The following is a 16,004-nucleotide window of genomic DNA, read 5'->3' as shown; positions in this document are numbered from 1 at the left end:
CCTCTGTGTTCCATTTATCAGCCTATGTTACTTGTATTTAAAGAATAGAACTGTAATTGCTCACCTATGCCTTTACCTTCTAGCGGTACATTACATTTAATTCCCTTATGTTCAAGTACAGGTATTAAGTATTCTCGATATTTTGCTCCAGCATAAAAATCAATTTCAGCAATATCCACATGTAGATTCTCAATTTGTTCTAGAACTAACTTAGACCATTCTTTTCGTTCAGATACTTTCATATTGTTAAGAGTTAATTCATAAGGATCAATCTGTTCTTGTTGCCTTAATAATCCATATTTTGCAGATAGTACGAACCAATTGTCATAATCTTTCTGTTCAATATATTTAACAGCCTTCTTAAACAAAGTAGAGTTTTGGTACATTTCTCTTGCAATGCATGGATAATCAGCTTTTAATTTTGTACAACTAACTAATGCTACCTTCATATACAGCCTACTCCTTTAATTTGCATAGGAAAATCATACCATTTCTTAGACGTATCTGAAACCTCTATCCTATTTCATAATAAAATCATCACAACTAAATTAGGATAGGGGGAGACAGCTAGTCTCCACGCCACTCATACCACCGTAATAAATCTTTTGTCATTTCTTTTTTACTAATATCTTCGTTTTTCTAAAAACTTCATTAAATAGGAAAATGCGATTGGTAATCTTTAATTGTTCGTGGTGACATTCCTTCTGTCTGTTTGTAATTCAGAAATCTTTCAACAATCCCCTAATTGTATCAAGGTTTGGCCTTTTTATTGTTTTCTTACCACTATTTTTTCTTACCTTCTTTTGCTTTTCTGTCAGAACAATAACCCGGTGCCTCTGTAAAAATTTTATCTGAATCGTTGAATGATGGTAAATATTTTTTCTTATAGGCGATCTAAAATCATTGTAAATAGATAAATTTATATGCCCTCTCTCTTGATAAAATCATAAATTTACGGTCGTTTTGTTCCTTAGAAAGGCAAATCACAATTATTCTCAACATTTCTCCATTCCGATTTTTCTGATTCCTTAACTAAATCAGTAATATCCTTATCGCCATCAACAATAACCTTTTCTAACTTGGCATGAAAAGACATTTCTTTTTTTATCTGCTTCCAGAAATTTAAAGCCACTTGCACAGGTTGTTTGCCCCTTAACAGAAAGGAACCACTCTGTGTTAATCTACTAGCAGCAATATAATGTATTTCTATTGTCACATTCATTTATTTCCACCTTATTCATTTCAATTTAGTGAGGCGGTATGAGTAATTTTCGATATAAATAAACCATTTCTTCTCTTTACCTGCTTCGTTAGCTGACCAAATATGAGCACTACAACAACCCTCATCTTAAGCATAAGCATCTAAAGTTAAGAAGACATCTGCCTCTATACGGTTTCAAAATATTTATCGAATACAAACCATACCTTATTGTTTGTTAATTTTATATCAAACTTTATTGATAATATCCTCTTCTTTATCAACCAATATTTTATTAAAAGCTTCCAATAATACCTTTCTCGATATTATTTTAGCTTGTTTTTCTATTTCTTTCTTTGTGAAGAAATTAATAACAACTTTTTGATTATCAGAAGGCACCCTACCAACAAGTTGATCTAATGAAACTTGAAATAAATCCGCAAGTTTTATTAGATCAACTTGTTGGGCTCAATGCCACTCTCATACCTGGTGTAAGAGGTTCTTGATATACCTAAATATTCTGCTATATCTTGTTGTGTTAGATTTTTATCTTTTCTCAATATCACTAAGTTTGATTTTAAATTGTTCATTAAAAGGCACCATCCTCTTTTTATATGAAAGCTATCTATAATAATGATAACTTTTTCACCTTCGCTTTTAAAATCAAAAAACGATATGTTACTTGAAGATGAAAAAATCAGAGACTCAGCTATTAATAATTTACCATTAACGAAGATAACGTGTTTCATGATATTATAATAGAGGCAAATTCTTAATGAATAATTAGCCCAGCCAAGAAACAAAGATTACTAATTACAAGCTTGGGTTTATAAATATAATTTACAAATAAATAGATAAAAAGAGGGGAAAAAAGTTGAAAATATTGCGGATTATTTTATTAATTTTTGCTCTATTACTGTTACTTTCTGCACTTACGATTACTGGATGGGCATGGATAGGATTAATTTTGTTTCTTTTTGGTTTATACCAAAATAGTCAACTTAAAAAGGGTAAAGCAAAAGTACTTGGTAGGAGTATTCTTTCTAATCCAAAATTATATATTATCGGAGGGTTACTATTCAGCTTTGTAATGGCTATGATTTTTGTCGAACCCTCAAACGATACAGCAAAAAATGTTAGTCCTAACCAAAAAGTAAAAAGTGAACAAATAAAAAAAGATGAGAAAAAAGCACTTGATGAGAAAAAAGCAAAAGAGGAGGATGAAAAGGAAGCCTTCGCTAAACAGCAAGCTGAAGAACAAGCAAAACAAGAAGAAGAAGCTAAACAAGCCCAATCTGCCGAGCAAGCAAAACAAGAAGCTGCTCGAAAAGAACAGCAAACTGCTGAAAGCCTTGGTCTTGTAGCTGCAACAATTTCAAGGGTTGTAGATGGAGATACTATAGAACTAACCGATGGTAGGAAAGTGAGATTTATTGGAGTTAACACTCCTGAGTCCACAACAAGACATGAAACATATGGAAAGGAAGCTAGCAATTATACAACATCGAAATTAACTGGAAAGCAAGTATGGTTACAAAAAGATGTTTCTGAGACAGATCGATATGGAAGATTGTTAAGAATTGTGTGGTTAGCTGTTCCATCAAATGACATGGATGAAAATGAGATCAAGACTAAGATGTACAATGCTGATTTAGTTTTAAATGGATTTGCAGAACCTTCAACCTACCCGCCAGATGTAAAATACAGTGATTACTTCGTTAAATATGCTAGGGAGGCAAGAGATAAAGGAACTGGTCTTTGGGCATATGGGGTAAATGGAACAACTAAAGGTGATCTTGACCAAAGTACTGCAGTATCTAGTTCCCAATCGTCTTCTAGTAATACAACAAACTCATCAGCGCCCGCTGCTTCTACTCCTGCAGCAACTACACCGGCACCAGCTAGTGGAGAAAGTGAATATTTTGCCAACTGCACTGAACTAAGAAAGAAATATCCTAATGGTGTACCTTCCACTCATCCTGCTTACCAGGCTAAAATGGACAGAGATCATGATAATTATGCATGTGAACAATAAATTGAGAAAATGCTACTGCTGCTGTGGATTGTCAACACAAACTAGACAACTTTTAAGGTGTTTAAGTTTGTATTGAAAAGATGAAAGCCCCTCTAAATTGAGGGGCTTGTTATTTGTTCTAACGAATGTGTATGTACTTTGTAATAAGCTTTATGAGTTACTTTATGAGTTACTTTATGACTGGTATTATCGCCTCGTGCCATACTTATGTGTCCAAGGATTATAATTTCCTTTATGACTGTAATTATCGAGTTTGGTGTGGTTTGCAACCGTACGATGATAACCACTTATATGTGTTACATTGTGTTTAGTATAGCCGTGGACATATGTTGAATGCGGATTACTCCTTGCAAATGCTGTGCCAGCTGGCAGCAATTGTGTTGATACTAAACTCAAAAGAAGAAATAAAACAAATAATATCTTTTTCACTACTCTATCCCCCTATCAACATTCTAGTAAAATATTACCACAATGTAAGAAAAATGTATTATTAATTATTAATTCCAAACGGAATTTTATCAAAATCGCCAAATTATTGTCAAAAGGTTAAAGAGCAGAATAGTAGAATCCTTTCAAGAAGGAGGTGCTTTAGGGCAAAATTGATTTCTGTTAAAAGAGCAAATGGGGAATAAAACGGCTTCAAAATTATGTAGATTTAGCAGAGTCATACGAACCAGATACATTAGAAAAACTCATTATTAAAGAATATGTGGATCGGCTACACTTATCTAGACAGAAATTTTAAGGTCAAGTAGACTACAGATAATATATTTGAGGAGAATCTACGATGACTAAAAGAGAGCGAAGAACATTTACAGAAGAATTTAAAAATCAGATGGTGCAACTTTATCTGAATGGCAAACCAAGAAAGGATATCATTCGAGAGTACGATCTGACACCATCTTCTCTAGATAAATGGATCGGTCAAAGCAAAACCACGGGTTCATTTAAAGAGAAAGACAACCTGACCCCTGAAGAAATTGAGTTGAACAAACTACGTAAAGAAAATAAGCAACTGCTAATGGAGAACGATATTTTAAAGCAAGCTCCGCTGATACTAGGACGAAAGTAAATGTAATCCGGAATAACCGTGACAAATACTCGATATCAGCATTGTGCAAAGTCCTTCAGCTACCTATTATTACGAAGTAAAAGAAAGAGTTTCAGAGGATGATATTACTTCTGATATTATTGAAATTATCCAGGCGAGTCGTCAAAACTATGGAACTCTTAAAATAAAATTTGAATTAAAAAAGCAGGGAAAAATCGTCTCCAGACGACAAATTGGTCGTATTATGAATGAACAAGGCCTTGTCTCCTCCTACACTGTCGCTCAGTTTAAGCCACATGCAAAAACGTGTAACGAATCAGCCCAGGCTAATGAACTTGACCGTGAGTTTAAACAGGACGAGCAGTTGAGTGCAATTGTAAGTGATTTGACGTATGTAAGAGTCGATAAAAAATGGCATTATATATGTGTATTTGTCGACCTCTTCAATCGAGAAATCATTGGGTACAGCACTGGTCCGAACAAAGATGCCTTATTAGTTTATCGGGCACTCGCCTCTATTAAGGCAGACCTCCATAAGATCCAGCTTTTCCATACAGACCGTGGAAATGAGTTTAAAAACAAACTGATTGATGAAGCCCTAGAGACTTTTAAGATAAAACGTTCCCTCAGTATGAAAGGATGCCCATATGATAATGCAGTAGCTGCAGCCACATTCAAAATCATTAAAACAGAGTTTGTCAAAGGACGTTCTTTTGATTCACTGGAGGATCTGACATGTGAATTACATGATTATATACAGCTTATTATAACTGCTTTCTTTTTAACTCATCTAAGGTCTTCCCATTTTTATCTTTCCACTCTATCCAACCGTTACTGGCACTTTGCAACACGAATGTCGATGCTGCTGAAGGAGTAGAAAAGGGTTGATCCCTTAAAAAGACGTATCTCCCTCCTTCTTTTCCCAATATTCCTTCTTTTATAAAACTTAGTATTTTTTCATTATGCTTAGGTAATTTACTCTCGAATCCTGGTAAGGAGCTACTGGCCATTTTAGAACCTTCAAATACCACAAAGCCATCATCAGTCCACTTACCAAATGAGTCAGCATCTCTACGAGTACAATAGAAAATATTGTTTTCTTCCTCATTCACTTCTTCTTGGTTTCCTCTATAGCTTTCGAATATGGGATATCCAAGTGTCCCCAATAAAAGACTTATTGTTTCAAAGATATCTAATAAATCTTCTCTTCTCCACTCAGGAATAAAAGGATTTGTAGGGACTGTTTGATTAATTACAAATCTTCCTGCACTAACAGCCTCCGTATAAGTTAAATGTTCTAAAAATTTTACATCAGCCTTAGTGAATTGATTTTGGCTGTTATTAGTAACAACTAATACAGCCACTTCCCAAAAGTCTTTAGTACTATTGTGTTGTTTCAATCTATCATAGCCTACCTCTGCTTCTCCTATGTAAGCTTCCGTTCGTGTTTCCTCATCGTTATTTCCAAATAGAAAGTATAAAGCAACATTTTGTACTTCCTTCCTTTCCTTGACTATATTCAATAAATTTCTTGGTATTAAAATTGCCTGAACTGTTCTATTTGTTACTTCTACAATTTTAACTCCTCTTGGATTTCCATCGGGTAAGAAGATCTGAATTGTTTTAGCTTTGCTTCTTTTCACTTATTGCTCTCCCCTATTCTTACCTGGCTTAGTTTTGTTTAAGAAAAATATTTTTTAGTTATACCGACTTTCATCTTTAAGGGTATTGTACAGTATTTTCATTTTTTCTAACGACCAATTTTTTAAACTCTCATTAATACTTCAGAGTTATTTAAAATATAGATTCTTGCCCATTGCCCTTAGTAATCCATTCTGGTTGGAACTTTAAACATTCATCATTGAGACTAGATCATCGTTATTTTTTTCAAAATGTACTCCCACTTCCCAGGCATTTCTTTTTCCTCTAAAACAAAATTCAAATTGAACACCTGGTTGACCTGTTATTAATTGAAGATAATTAGCGTTGTAGTTTAATTTTGTAGAACTACTCTCAATATCAAATTCATCAATAATCTTTGTTTTGTAATGCCTCTAGAAATCTGTTTATTGTTTTATTTCTTTCGGAAATTTCTTTTCCGTTAATTTCCTTTTTTTAACTCTTATTATATACTCTTCTGCTTCAGGAAGAGGAATAATTTCAGTGCCTGGCACGACCCGGATTTTCTTGTTTCACAAAATTAATTGTAAGGTATTCTTTGTACTCTTTTATTTTTCCTTTAATAAAACACCAAAAACCTCTTACATTTTATTTGTAGAAGGCCCTGAACAATAAATTATATTTGTTTTTTAACGAGTGAATAGATTATGTAAGAAACGCATTAGTTAGCGGGACTGCGTGGGAATCGAACCCACCAGACCTGGCACGCAGGTCTCAAGCGGTTTTGAAGTTTGCTAGCATCTGTTTTTCTAGTGCCTTGATATACCCTCAAGTATTGATAAATAAAGGTTTCTTGATTTCTAGTCTTTTCTTGTGATTTGTAATTTTAAAAATTTGGGCACCAAGCATGGCACTAAAATTTTCGCACCTAAAAAGGTTATTTATTCTACCCCTCCTATCTTATTGACCTATGTTTATGACAACAGCAAACAATTACTCGTGTAACAGTGTTCATCTTTAAAAGAATAGCTAAAATGCTTATATATATTTTTAATTTCACCCCTTTCAATCACGGACTAACTATTTCCCCAATATCTTCCTGTTTAAGATTTTATTTTCCAGGATTGTATGACTATAAAATAGCTCTTATTTTTTTGAAAATTGATTTTTTTAAAATTTTATTTGCTCATTATAGCTTAAAAAGTTGTCTAAAGTTATAATGAAAATACTTATAATGAATTTTATAAAAATAATAATTTTATCAAGGTGGAAAAATGGAGAAAAATTTAAAAACTTACATGGATGATTTCGACAGAACTTTCAACAACTTGGAATCAATTGATTCAAATTGGTACAATGATCAATGTTTTGGTGTTAAAGCTTTTTGTAAAAAGTCTAACACTAAAGATGCAAATGGATATTTTAGTGAAGAATATATTAGAGCAAGAATGGTTTGGTCATTAATAAAAAGCAATATGTACGATAAAGAAAATATATGTGTCGAATTCCAAATCCCAAAAGGGAATGAAGGAAAATCAATAAACCCAGATATTGTTGTGTTTAAAGATAGAAATTGGTTTCAACTTTATGAAGAAGCAAAGAGAACAAAGAACTTTTCAAATATTAGAAAAATAATGCTAGTTATTTTTGAAACAAAGAAAAATAACAAGACTGTTGAAGATGCTATCGAAAATCAACTTAGACCAGCCATGAATGAAAATGAATCGGTCGATAGAATATTTGGTATTTATTTTGACAATCAAGATGGACTTCTAATTTTCAAAAAGTTTGGTAATTCGCCTATAACTCGCTTTTATGAAGAAAAAGAATTACATAGGGTTGGATTAAATAGTTTAAATTTCCAACACAGAGATACATATTTAGAGCTTCCTAATTACCATCAATTCATTGAAAATAACAAAAGTATTTCAGAACCAGAGAAATTAAAACTGGATTACTTAGATTCTATTGATGAAACAAATTTTACAGATTTAATGAATGAAATGAAACGAGCTAATGATAGTGTGAGACCAAAAACACCTGTAAATAATCTTATTGTTGAATTTCTAACATTAAAAGTTTTTGATGAAAAACGAAGCAAAGAAAAAGGTCAGTTTTTATCATTTTATATTAAGTCAGAGGAAAAAAGATCAGATGGGCTTGCAGACAAAACGTTTAGGGAGAGAATTAATCAGTTATACAAAGATGCCAAAAAGGAATACGAAAATATCTTATCAAAACCTTTTTTCTGGTATGATACCAAATTACGTCCAAGCGATTCAAATGATGAACGTTTTCTTATTGCAGTAGTTGAATCTTTTTTTAGAAGGGCTATATTAAAAGCCAAAAATGAAAGTTTTAATCAAATCATATTCAATAATTTTGGTGATGAAAAACAAAAAGCTGATAAGGGGCAATTTTTTACTCCAATCCCCTTAGTAAAAACAATAATTAGTATGCTAAATCCTAAAAAGTCGGAAGAAATATGCGATCCTTGTTGTGGCATTTGTGATTTTCCTGCAATGGGTTTCAAACATATGTATAGAAATTCAGAAAACTACCCTTCTATATCACCAAATTTCTTTGGTTTTGACTTGGAAGCTGGAAATTTAAAACTTGCGGAACTTAACTTAGTATTAAACGGTGACGGTGGGGCAATTTTACGACATATGAATTCTCTTTCGCAAAAGTATCTTGAAAATGGCAATATTATTCCTGAAGGCACTTTTACTGATAAGAATTTTGAAATAGATACCTGGGAACACAAATATAACCCAGATGTGGTTCTAAAAAAGTTTAAAATAATTGCAACAAATCCACCTTTTGGACAAGGTAGAGATTTAAAAACAGGAAAAGATGGAAAATGGGATCTACCTGAATCTACAATGAATCTATATGAGACATGGAAAGAAAAAAGTAAAAATAAAAATGGATCATATGGAAAGCGCCCTAAATCTATGGATATGGGTGTACTCTTTTTAGAAAATGCTTATAAACTTCTTGAAGATGGTGGAAGAATGGGCATTGTCCTTTCAAACTCAATTGCTTCCATAAAAGCCTGGGAAAGTGTAAGGGAATGGTTTCTACAAAAAATGCGAATAGTTGCATTATTTGATCTTCCTTTTAATACGTTTGGTGAAACGGGTACAGCAACTACCGTTATTATTGCGTATAAACCTAAACATGATGAATTAACAATGCTAAACGAAGACTATGATGTATTTGTAAGAGAAATTGATAATGTAGGTTACGAAGTAAGAGAAATTCAACGTACAATTCAATTCGTGGAGAAATTTAAAATAGATAGAGTTACATTTGAAAAAACAAATGAGTTGGATGAAGATTTTACTGAAATGATTCAGGATTTTAAAGAGTTCCTAAATACTCAACCAAGGGCTATTAAGGACGCATTTGGGGTTGAATAATAAATGAAAAGTTTTGTTTCAAAAAGAACAACTATATAGAATCATTAATATTAAAAATTCTTATAAGAAGAAAATAAGGGATTTAGTATTTGAAGAAAATGTAGGAGAACAAATAGATGTAAGTGAGTACCTTAATTTTGACTCTGGTTATTATTTAGGAACCATCTCATGTATGACTGGTGAGATTTTTGATCCAACAAAGGGGAAAAAAATTTCTCCACACATTTATAATATTTCTTCAAAAAAATTAATAAAAGGTGATTTTGTAATCAGTAGAAATGCTTCTTTGGGGAAAATAGCTTATGTCAATGAAGATATAAAAGCTATTTTAAATGGTGGTATTTCTGTTTTAAGATTTAAGGAAAAATATAAATGGTATGCTCCAGCGTTTTTTATGGTTGATTATGGTACAGAATACTTAACCTGTATTACCTCTGGCGGTGGAACACAACAAAATGCAAAAAGAGGTAATCTTTTGGATTTAGAAATACCATTACCAACTGAAACAAATTACAGAGACCCAGAAAAAATAATAAAATTAATTTCATTAATTGTTCAAAATATAATAGATAAAGAAGAACAAATACAAAAAAAGAATAACCAGTTAAATTATCTTTTTGAAAATGAAATTAATAACAATCAAGACAAAGAAGCTTATAATTTTACTTACCCAAGAAAAAGTCAAATAAAAATGTCTGAAAGTCGCTTAGATACCTCATTGTACACTGAAAATTACCAGAAAACAGTGTATAAAATAAAAAATTATACACATGGTTATTTTTCTGTTTCAAGTTTGTTTAAAAATAAGGACAAGAAATTTGTTTCAGGTTTAACGCCTGATACTTATTTTCCTGTTTATGAAAATAACCCAAATAATTATTGGTGGATTGCAGTTGCTGATATATCCTATGGGTTATGTTTTAACAAAATTAATGAGGTAAAATTGAAAACAGATGTTTATTATCAACTTCTTAAAGATGGAGATATTTTAATAACTCGTAAAGGTGCCACAGTAGGAAAGCTAATAATGTTTTATAAGGACTTATTTGAAAAAGCTTTTGTCAATGAGGATTTAAAAGTGCTGCGTTTACCATCAGAGAATTTTAATAAAATCTTTATTGCAATGTTTTTAAATAGTAAGTATGGACAAATACAGTTACTAAGTAATGGATCAAAGGGAACTAAACAAGGGCTAACCAATGATAATATATTAGATACAATTGTACCTGATTTTCCTGATGAAAAGAAAAAAGCAATTGCAGCCTTATACTATAATAACTTGACAAAAAATGTTAATGTAGATTTTAACAATTATATTATTTTAGAGAAAGAGCGAAATAAAAAAGTTGGAATTTATCAACTAAATATCGAAATACTAAATCTTAAAAACTCTTTAAGTGATCTACTGGAATTAATTGTTAATAATAAAGCAATAAACGTAAATTTAAATCAGTTTATTTAAAAAAGCAAAGTCTGCTCAAAAAATGAGCAGGCTTTTGTTTTAACTGAGGATATTTGTTACCATTTGTTTTTTACCTTAAGTTTTCCCAGAGACCTTTCTACTTATATAAAATGACATTATTGAAAGACGGTGATGTAACTTTCAACTCTTGAAATAAGTGCTGCCTTTTCTTCATCGGTAAATTGGGAAAGGACATCCTCAAAGTTATTATATTGAACCAAAGTTAATGCATTGTAGATGATTCTTCGTTGTAAATCAATGTTCATTTATTTCACCCAATCAATATTTTCTTACCATTTATTTTGTTTTTCCTTTTGGTCTTCTTATCAAAATAAAAAGCTATTATGGTAAATATGGAAATCACTCTATATAGCGCTGAACCTCTTTAAAATCTGTATAAAAAGCAGTCATCACATCATTTCTGAAATGTCCAAGATCCACCGAAGTAAAGAAGATGGCATATTCCATTCTGGATAAATCACGGTACGTTTTGCGGTCTTTATTTATCCGATCACGAACTATATCCAATTTATCTTTTAATTTTTGATTGTTATTCAGACGGGAAGAAATATAACGATCCAGCGCAGATTTGGATGAGAATTTTTGAAAATAATATCCCGCGCGGTCAACAGCAAAGCCTTTTCGAAAAGAGTGAGGAGAAAACTTTCTCGTCACTTCAACCTGATTCTTTTTTCCGTTCGCCCCTTTCACCGTGACTTTTTCATTTCGGGTTAAATGCTTCCCCGAAGCCGAAATAATCTTTGTGACCTCTTTTCTGGTTTCCTCGATGGACTTGAATGTACCGTCCGCACGTTTGGCACTAAAAATACGGTGATTATCCTCTTTTCCTTCTTTTAGATGACTTAAATAGTCCGTCCGCCGTTTCCTTTGAGATGGCAACCGTTCTGGTCAAACCGCCCTTGTCACGGTCAAAAACGATTTCATTTCTTGTTTTATCAATTTGGAAATCACTTGCCCGCAGCCGCAGAATTGCCGAGATCCGTCCTCCTGTCTGAAGCGATATTTGTCCAACATGATAAGCGATATTCCTGGTGTCCACATCATAGCCATTGTTTCTGATGTTAACCAAGACACTTCTGCATTCTTCAGGCGTTGCGCGTAGCGTCATGGATGTATTGCTTTGCCGTATCATATGCTGTTTCTTCATTTCCTGCCGTATAGCATCTGGATTGCTAAGAGAGAACTTATCTTTCCCCTTGAAAATATTGGTTTCCTGAACGCCGAGGTTAAAAGCCTTCATCGCCGCAACAAGAGTTTTCAGAGTGTACGCTTCTTTCGTCGCACCCGCATGGTATTTATTAATCCGATTTTGGATGAGCTGGTTCACTTTATCCTCAACGCCCATTTTTTTAATATCTGCTTGACCAAACACTTCATGGTACTCCCGCACAAACGATTTCATCATGTTGCAGTATGTATTTTTGGTGTTTTCGCTCCATCTGGAACTGCCGATCTCTTTCCCATCGTCGCCGATTTTCACCGATTTATTGGAAATGCCTTTGTCAAACATTTTCTGAAAGACTTCCTCCACCTTTTTCAAACTTGCTTCTAATTTTTTACTCATAAAATCACCTCCTAAGGTAAATGAGTCATTGTCCAAAAATGCCGCCGTCCCATTCTTTGTGAATTTTCAAGCTCAAATTTCCCTCGTTCGATGACAGATCGCATCGGTAATAAATTGCCTCACCGATGCTTTCGTTTCACTTCCGTCATTTCCGTTCCGCTAACAATTTCATCAAAAAGGGTCTCCCTCCAGTGTTACACACTGGTTAAGTCGCAATTTCATCTCCGATTAAAATCGGCTTGAAATAGCCACTTAACCGTGTGTTAGTACCGCTTTTGCATTTTCATTCACTCAGCTGCATTGTTCGCTTCGCTGTCGCAATGCCGTTCAAAAACGCTGCGCGTTTTTTCACTTCATATTGGCAGTCGCCAATATGCCATTGCTCCGCTTGTCTTCACAATTCCACTTCGTTCATTTCATGCCATCCACTTGCCGCAATATCCGAATCGCCAAATTTTAACGAGTCTTGGCATCTCGCCTTTTCTCGGTTTACACTCCTTACGGTTGATGAGATACGAGAAACTGTTTAACGTGTTCTTTGACCCTTTTGGCTCAAAGATACAAAGCTTTTTAACTACGCAAAGACGAACACAAGACCTAAAACTTTTGCTGAGTATGAAAAAATTATCAAAAACCATATTCAACCATCATTGGGGCAGATAATGATTGATGAATTAAAAAGCATTCAACTACAAAACTACTATACTTTAAAATTAGAAGTTTTGTCAGCCCAAACAGTTACTCATCATCATCGTCTCCTTACTAAAGCATTAAATGACGCTATCGATTGGGACTTCATAAGTAAAAACGTGGCAAAAGGAGCAAAACCTCCTAAACCTGAAAAATTAGAAATGAAAACACTTAGTTCCGAACAACTTAATATTTTAGGACAAACAGCTAAGGAAGTGACTCCAATCTATTTTCCAATTATTTATACTGCTGGACATACAGGAATGAGAAAAAGCGAGCTTACAGGGCTCACATGGAACAACGTTGATCTTAATTCACCAAAACCAAAGATTTATGTTCGCCAAACCATCACTGAAGCAAATGGAAAATATTTTACAAACCAACGACCTAAAAATAACAAAGCAAGGAGTGTAATGTTAACGAACGAACTTGCAAAGTTGTTAAAGGAGCTCAAGGAGCAAAACGATAAAAGAAAAAAAATTCTCGGAAAAACATACAATCCATTAGATTTAGTCTTTTGTAATTCCGCGGGCAATATCATTGCTGGGTCAGAATTATCAAGATCACTAAAGAAAGCTTTAAAAGCTGCAAATCTTCCAGATATCAGATTTCATGATTTACGTCATTCACACGCGACACTTTTATTGCAAGCTGGCATCCATCCAAAAATTGTCAGCGATCGATTGGGTCACACAAAAGTTGGAATTACGTTAGATCTTTATTCTCATGTAACAGCCACTATACAGGAACAAGCAGTAACAGCCTTAAACGAATTGCTTAATTAAACTTTTAATCGGCACAAAAAAGATAAATGGCACTTTTTCGGCACTCGATAATAAAAAAAGACCGAGTGCCCTCTGCCCTATGTAAGTAAGGAATTCACTAGAACCCTTGATATAACTGGATTGGCGGGACCGCCTGGGAATCGAACCCAGCTGACCTGGCACGCAGGTCACAAGCGGTTTTGAAGACCGTGGAGGTTACCAGTTCTCAATTAATCCCCATGGAATCAAGGGTTAAAACGGCCTTCTGCAAAACTCACGAACAGACTATTATATTAAATAGAACAGCTCCAAAAAAGAAGCTGCCCGTCAATTATCATTTATCTTTTTTAATAGATTTATATTCCCCCTTCCCTTCAACAAGACAGAATCCCTTCCGCGGTTCCAGCAAAAAACTTAAAGGGTTTTTCCCATTGTTTGTAATTTTGTCTCTTAATTCTTTTGCATTATCCCGTTTGTTTTTAAAAGAAATTTCTTTCATTTGAAGTTCAATCGAATGTCCATAACTTAAGGATACCTTCGTTTGCTTCACACCCAGACGTTCTGTGCCTTGGATCTGGTTTAAGACAAACCAAATACAATATTGCTCTTTGTATGATTTAGTTGGGAAAATCCAAAGATCCAATGTTCCGCTCACCATAATTGGATGCAGATTAATTTTGGTTCCAAGCAGTTCTTTGGAACTGTTTAACGCCCCATTAAAATCCGACCCATAGCTTAATAATGAATGTTTGATGATCTGTACAGGTGATTGAGCTACTAGAAATTTGTCGTCACCCTCTACGACTACAGTAATCAATTCACCATTTTTATAATAGACGCCTTTAAAAACTACTGTTTTAGCATTAATTAAGTAGTTAATTCTTATTTCCATTTTCATTCACCCTTCTCCTTCAAATATTAACCTACTAGTTTAATACATTGATTTTTTTACGAAAAAGGGTATACTACAATAAAGTTGGTATACCCAACTTGCGAAAGTCCATGGGTGCTGTCCACCACGACATTATCACCTATGGGTTTTTTATATTTTTTCTCACATCCACCTCACCTCCCTTGCAGCTGCAGCCAATTGACAAGCTGCTCAATATTTTTCTTATTATTAGCTAAATAAAAGTATTTCTCTTTGCATTTAACAGTCCCCGAGAATTGTTTCCAAGCTTCATTTTTTCTACTAAAATCAACTGTTTTTATACTGTCCATTCTAATGATCAATGCTTTTTTTCTTTTTTCAAAAGAGGAATGCACCAGACCATTATTGGCATAAAGCGCAATGCTTACTAGGAGAGGGTATCCCGCCAGCATCGATTCATGATAATCTCCAATCATTGCTGCCGGACAAATGGAAAACAGTTCATCAAACCATACATTATTCAAGTCGATGTACTCCCTGCTGTCTAACGGAACCTTAAACGTTAATTCAGCGGTGCTGTGTTGGATTTTTCCCGTTAGAAAGATGCCGACAATCTGCCGCAATTGGGTCAGTGACAACAGTTTTTTGTTGCTGGGTCTGATAATCGCTGCTTTTTCCATCTCAACGCCTGCTGTCTGAAGGCCTCTATTTGTCTGTAAAACCATGTTGGTTATTTGATTAATATGATTTCTTGAATCATAGGAAATCCGTTTTGACAGCGAAACCTTTTTGCCTTTTGTGTTTAGATCAATGTACAATTGGTCCTTTTCTTCTGGAGTAAAGCCTTCAAAAATCTGCAGGGCAAGTTGCGTGTGTTCAAGCAGATAAAGAAGCTTGTAGCCTTTTTTCATTTCTTCTTCATTTTCACTGTTGGTTGCTTTTAGCATTAATTCTTTCGCTTGAACGTAGGCTTTGATTCGGTGTGAGCCGTCGATAATGGAGAGGATTCCATTACCTCCCCCCTCTAAGGTTCCTTCCTCTAAGTGAGCGACAATTGGTGGAAAGTATACTTGTCCATTATGACAATTATCAAAAATGTACCGTTTGATCGCCCTGACATGCGGCTGATTTACTTCTCTTATCAGGATCGTTCCGTCTGAAACGCGTTTCACCAGTTCTGTTATGTTCATAGTCAGCATCGCTTGTTTTTTGGTAAACACGTTGTGGATCATCATAATAGCAACCCATCCTTTTCGATGATTGACAGGAATTCGTCCGCTGTGTTTTCAATTGATTTGGTAGT

General features: G+C 34.0%; 14 protein-coding genes, 1 tRNA gene and 2 pseudogenes. 6 read left to right on the top strand and 11 right to left on the bottom strand.

The annotated features are described in order from the left end of the window. Positions 1-17: 17 nt before the first annotated feature. The 3 genes from JN080_RS20855 to JN080_RS20845 all read right to left on the bottom strand — a co-directional run bounded on the left by JN080_RS20855 (position 18) and on the right by JN080_RS20845 (position 1,788). Positions 18-449 carry a DUF6884 domain-containing protein gene (locus JN080_RS20855; protein ID WP_256237903.1) on the bottom strand — a complete coding sequence of 144 codons (432 nt, stop codon included), beginning with the start codon at positions 447-449 and terminating at the stop codon, positions 18-20. A 521-nt stretch (positions 450-970) separates the two neighbouring features. Continuing rightward, entirely contained in the window at positions 971-1,222 is a 252-nt protein-coding gene (locus JN080_RS20850) for a hypothetical protein (protein WP_256237902.1), read from the bottom strand. A gap of 425 nt (positions 1,223-1,647) precedes the next feature. Next, positions 1,648-1,788 carry a helix-turn-helix domain-containing protein gene (locus JN080_RS20845; RefSeq protein ID WP_256237901.1) on the bottom strand — a complete coding sequence of 47 codons (141 nt, stop codon included), beginning with the start codon at positions 1,786-1,788 and terminating at the stop codon, positions 1,648-1,650. 284 nt (positions 1,789-2,072) lie between these two features. Between JN080_RS20845 and JN080_RS20840 the strand changes: the two genes are divergently transcribed. Further along, positions 2,073-3,233 carry a thermonuclease family protein gene (locus tag JN080_RS20840; RefSeq protein WP_256237900.1) on the top strand — a complete coding sequence of 387 codons (1,161 nt, stop codon included), beginning with the start codon at positions 2,073-2,075 and terminating at the stop codon, positions 3,231-3,233. Between the two features lie 186 nt (positions 3,234-3,419). Here the strand turns inward: JN080_RS20840 and JN080_RS20835 are convergent, their stop codons facing one another. Next, entirely contained in the window at positions 3,420-3,662 is a 243-nt protein-coding gene (locus tag JN080_RS20835) for a hypothetical protein (RefSeq protein WP_256237899.1), read from the bottom strand. 358 nt (positions 3,663-4,020) lie between these two features. Between JN080_RS20835 and JN080_RS20830 the strand changes: the two are divergent. After that, positions 4,021-5,161 (top strand): annotated as a pseudogene (locus JN080_RS20830) (IS3 family transposase). Here JN080_RS20830 and JN080_RS29685 read toward each other — a convergent pair. After that, entirely contained in the window at positions 5,049-5,927 is an 879-nt protein-coding gene (locus JN080_RS29685) for a GIY-YIG nuclease family protein (RefSeq protein WP_256237898.1), read from the bottom strand. The pseudogene JN080_RS20830 and the gene JN080_RS29685 overlap by 113 nt on opposite strands. Before the next feature lie 1,251 nt (positions 5,928-7,178). Between JN080_RS29685 and JN080_RS20820 the strand changes: the two genes are divergently transcribed. Continuing rightward, positions 7,179-9,329, top strand: a complete 2,151-nt coding sequence (locus tag JN080_RS20820; protein ID WP_256237897.1) for an HsdM family class I SAM-dependent methyltransferase — start codon at positions 7,179-7,181, stop codon at positions 9,327-9,329. A 13-nt stretch (positions 9,330-9,342) separates the two neighbouring features. Beyond that, entirely contained in the window at positions 9,343-10,791 is a 1,449-nt protein-coding gene (locus JN080_RS20815; protein WP_256237896.1) for a restriction endonuclease subunit S domain-containing protein, read from the top strand. Positions 10,792-10,907: 116 nt separating this feature from the next. Here JN080_RS20815 and JN080_RS20810 read toward each other — a convergent pair whose 3' ends face one another. The 3 genes from JN080_RS20810 to JN080_RS20800 all read right to left on the bottom strand — a co-directional run bounded on the left by JN080_RS20810 (position 10,908) and on the right by JN080_RS20800 (position 12,376). Then, positions 10,908-11,057 carry a hypothetical protein gene (locus JN080_RS20810; RefSeq protein ID WP_256237895.1) on the bottom strand — a complete coding sequence of 50 codons (150 nt, stop codon included), beginning with the start codon at positions 11,055-11,057 and terminating at the stop codon, positions 10,908-10,910. Between the two features lie 94 nt (positions 11,058-11,151). Beyond that, entirely contained in the window at positions 11,152-11,691 is a 540-nt protein-coding gene (locus JN080_RS20805) for a hypothetical protein (protein ID WP_256237894.1), read from the bottom strand. Beyond that, a complete protein-coding gene (locus JN080_RS20800; protein ID WP_256237893.1) occupies positions 11,627-12,376 on the bottom strand; it encodes a site-specific integrase in 750 nt (249 codons plus the stop codon). The genes JN080_RS20805 and JN080_RS20800 overlap by 65 nt, the downstream gene beginning before the upstream one ends. Before the next feature lie 584 nt (positions 12,377-12,960). On the opposite strand from JN080_RS20800, the pseudogene JN080_RS20795 reads away from it, so the two are divergent. Beyond that, positions 12,961-13,068: pseudogene (locus JN080_RS20795) on the top strand (tyrosine-type recombinase/integrase); the annotation flags it as partial. 159 nt (positions 13,069-13,227) lie between these two features. Beyond that, positions 13,228-13,851 (top strand): site-specific integrase, encoded by a 624-nt coding sequence (locus JN080_RS20790; RefSeq protein ID WP_256237944.1) that lies wholly within the window; start codon positions 13,228-13,230, stop codon positions 13,849-13,851. A 121-nt stretch (positions 13,852-13,972) separates the two neighbouring features. Here JN080_RS20790 and JN080_RS20785 read toward each other — a convergent pair. The 3 genes from JN080_RS20785 to JN080_RS20775 form a co-directional block, all read right to left on the bottom strand. Beyond that, positions 13,973-14,068, bottom strand: a tRNA-Sec gene (locus JN080_RS20785). A gap of 96 nt (positions 14,069-14,164) precedes the next feature. Continuing rightward, on the bottom strand, positions 14,165-14,728 hold the full coding sequence (locus JN080_RS20780) for a competence protein ComK (protein ID WP_256237892.1): 564 nt from the start codon (positions 14,726-14,728) through the stop codon (positions 14,165-14,167). A gap of 167 nt (positions 14,729-14,895) precedes the next feature. Beyond that, the gene (locus tag JN080_RS20775; protein WP_256237891.1) at positions 14,896-15,936 is read right to left on the bottom strand and encodes a DNA sulfur modification protein DndB; all 1,041 of its coding nucleotides are present in this window, start codon (positions 15,934-15,936) and stop codon (positions 14,896-14,898) included. Positions 15,937-16,004: the final 68 nt, after the last annotated feature.

Origin of the sequence: Bacillus sp. EB600, from assembly GCF_024494385.1 — a bacterium.
GTDB lineage: Bacteria > Bacillota > Bacilli > Bacillales > Cytobacillaceae > JAEVLT01.
The sequence above is the reverse complement of the archived record's forward strand: the minus strand, read 5'-3'. Positions and strand labels throughout refer to the sequence as shown.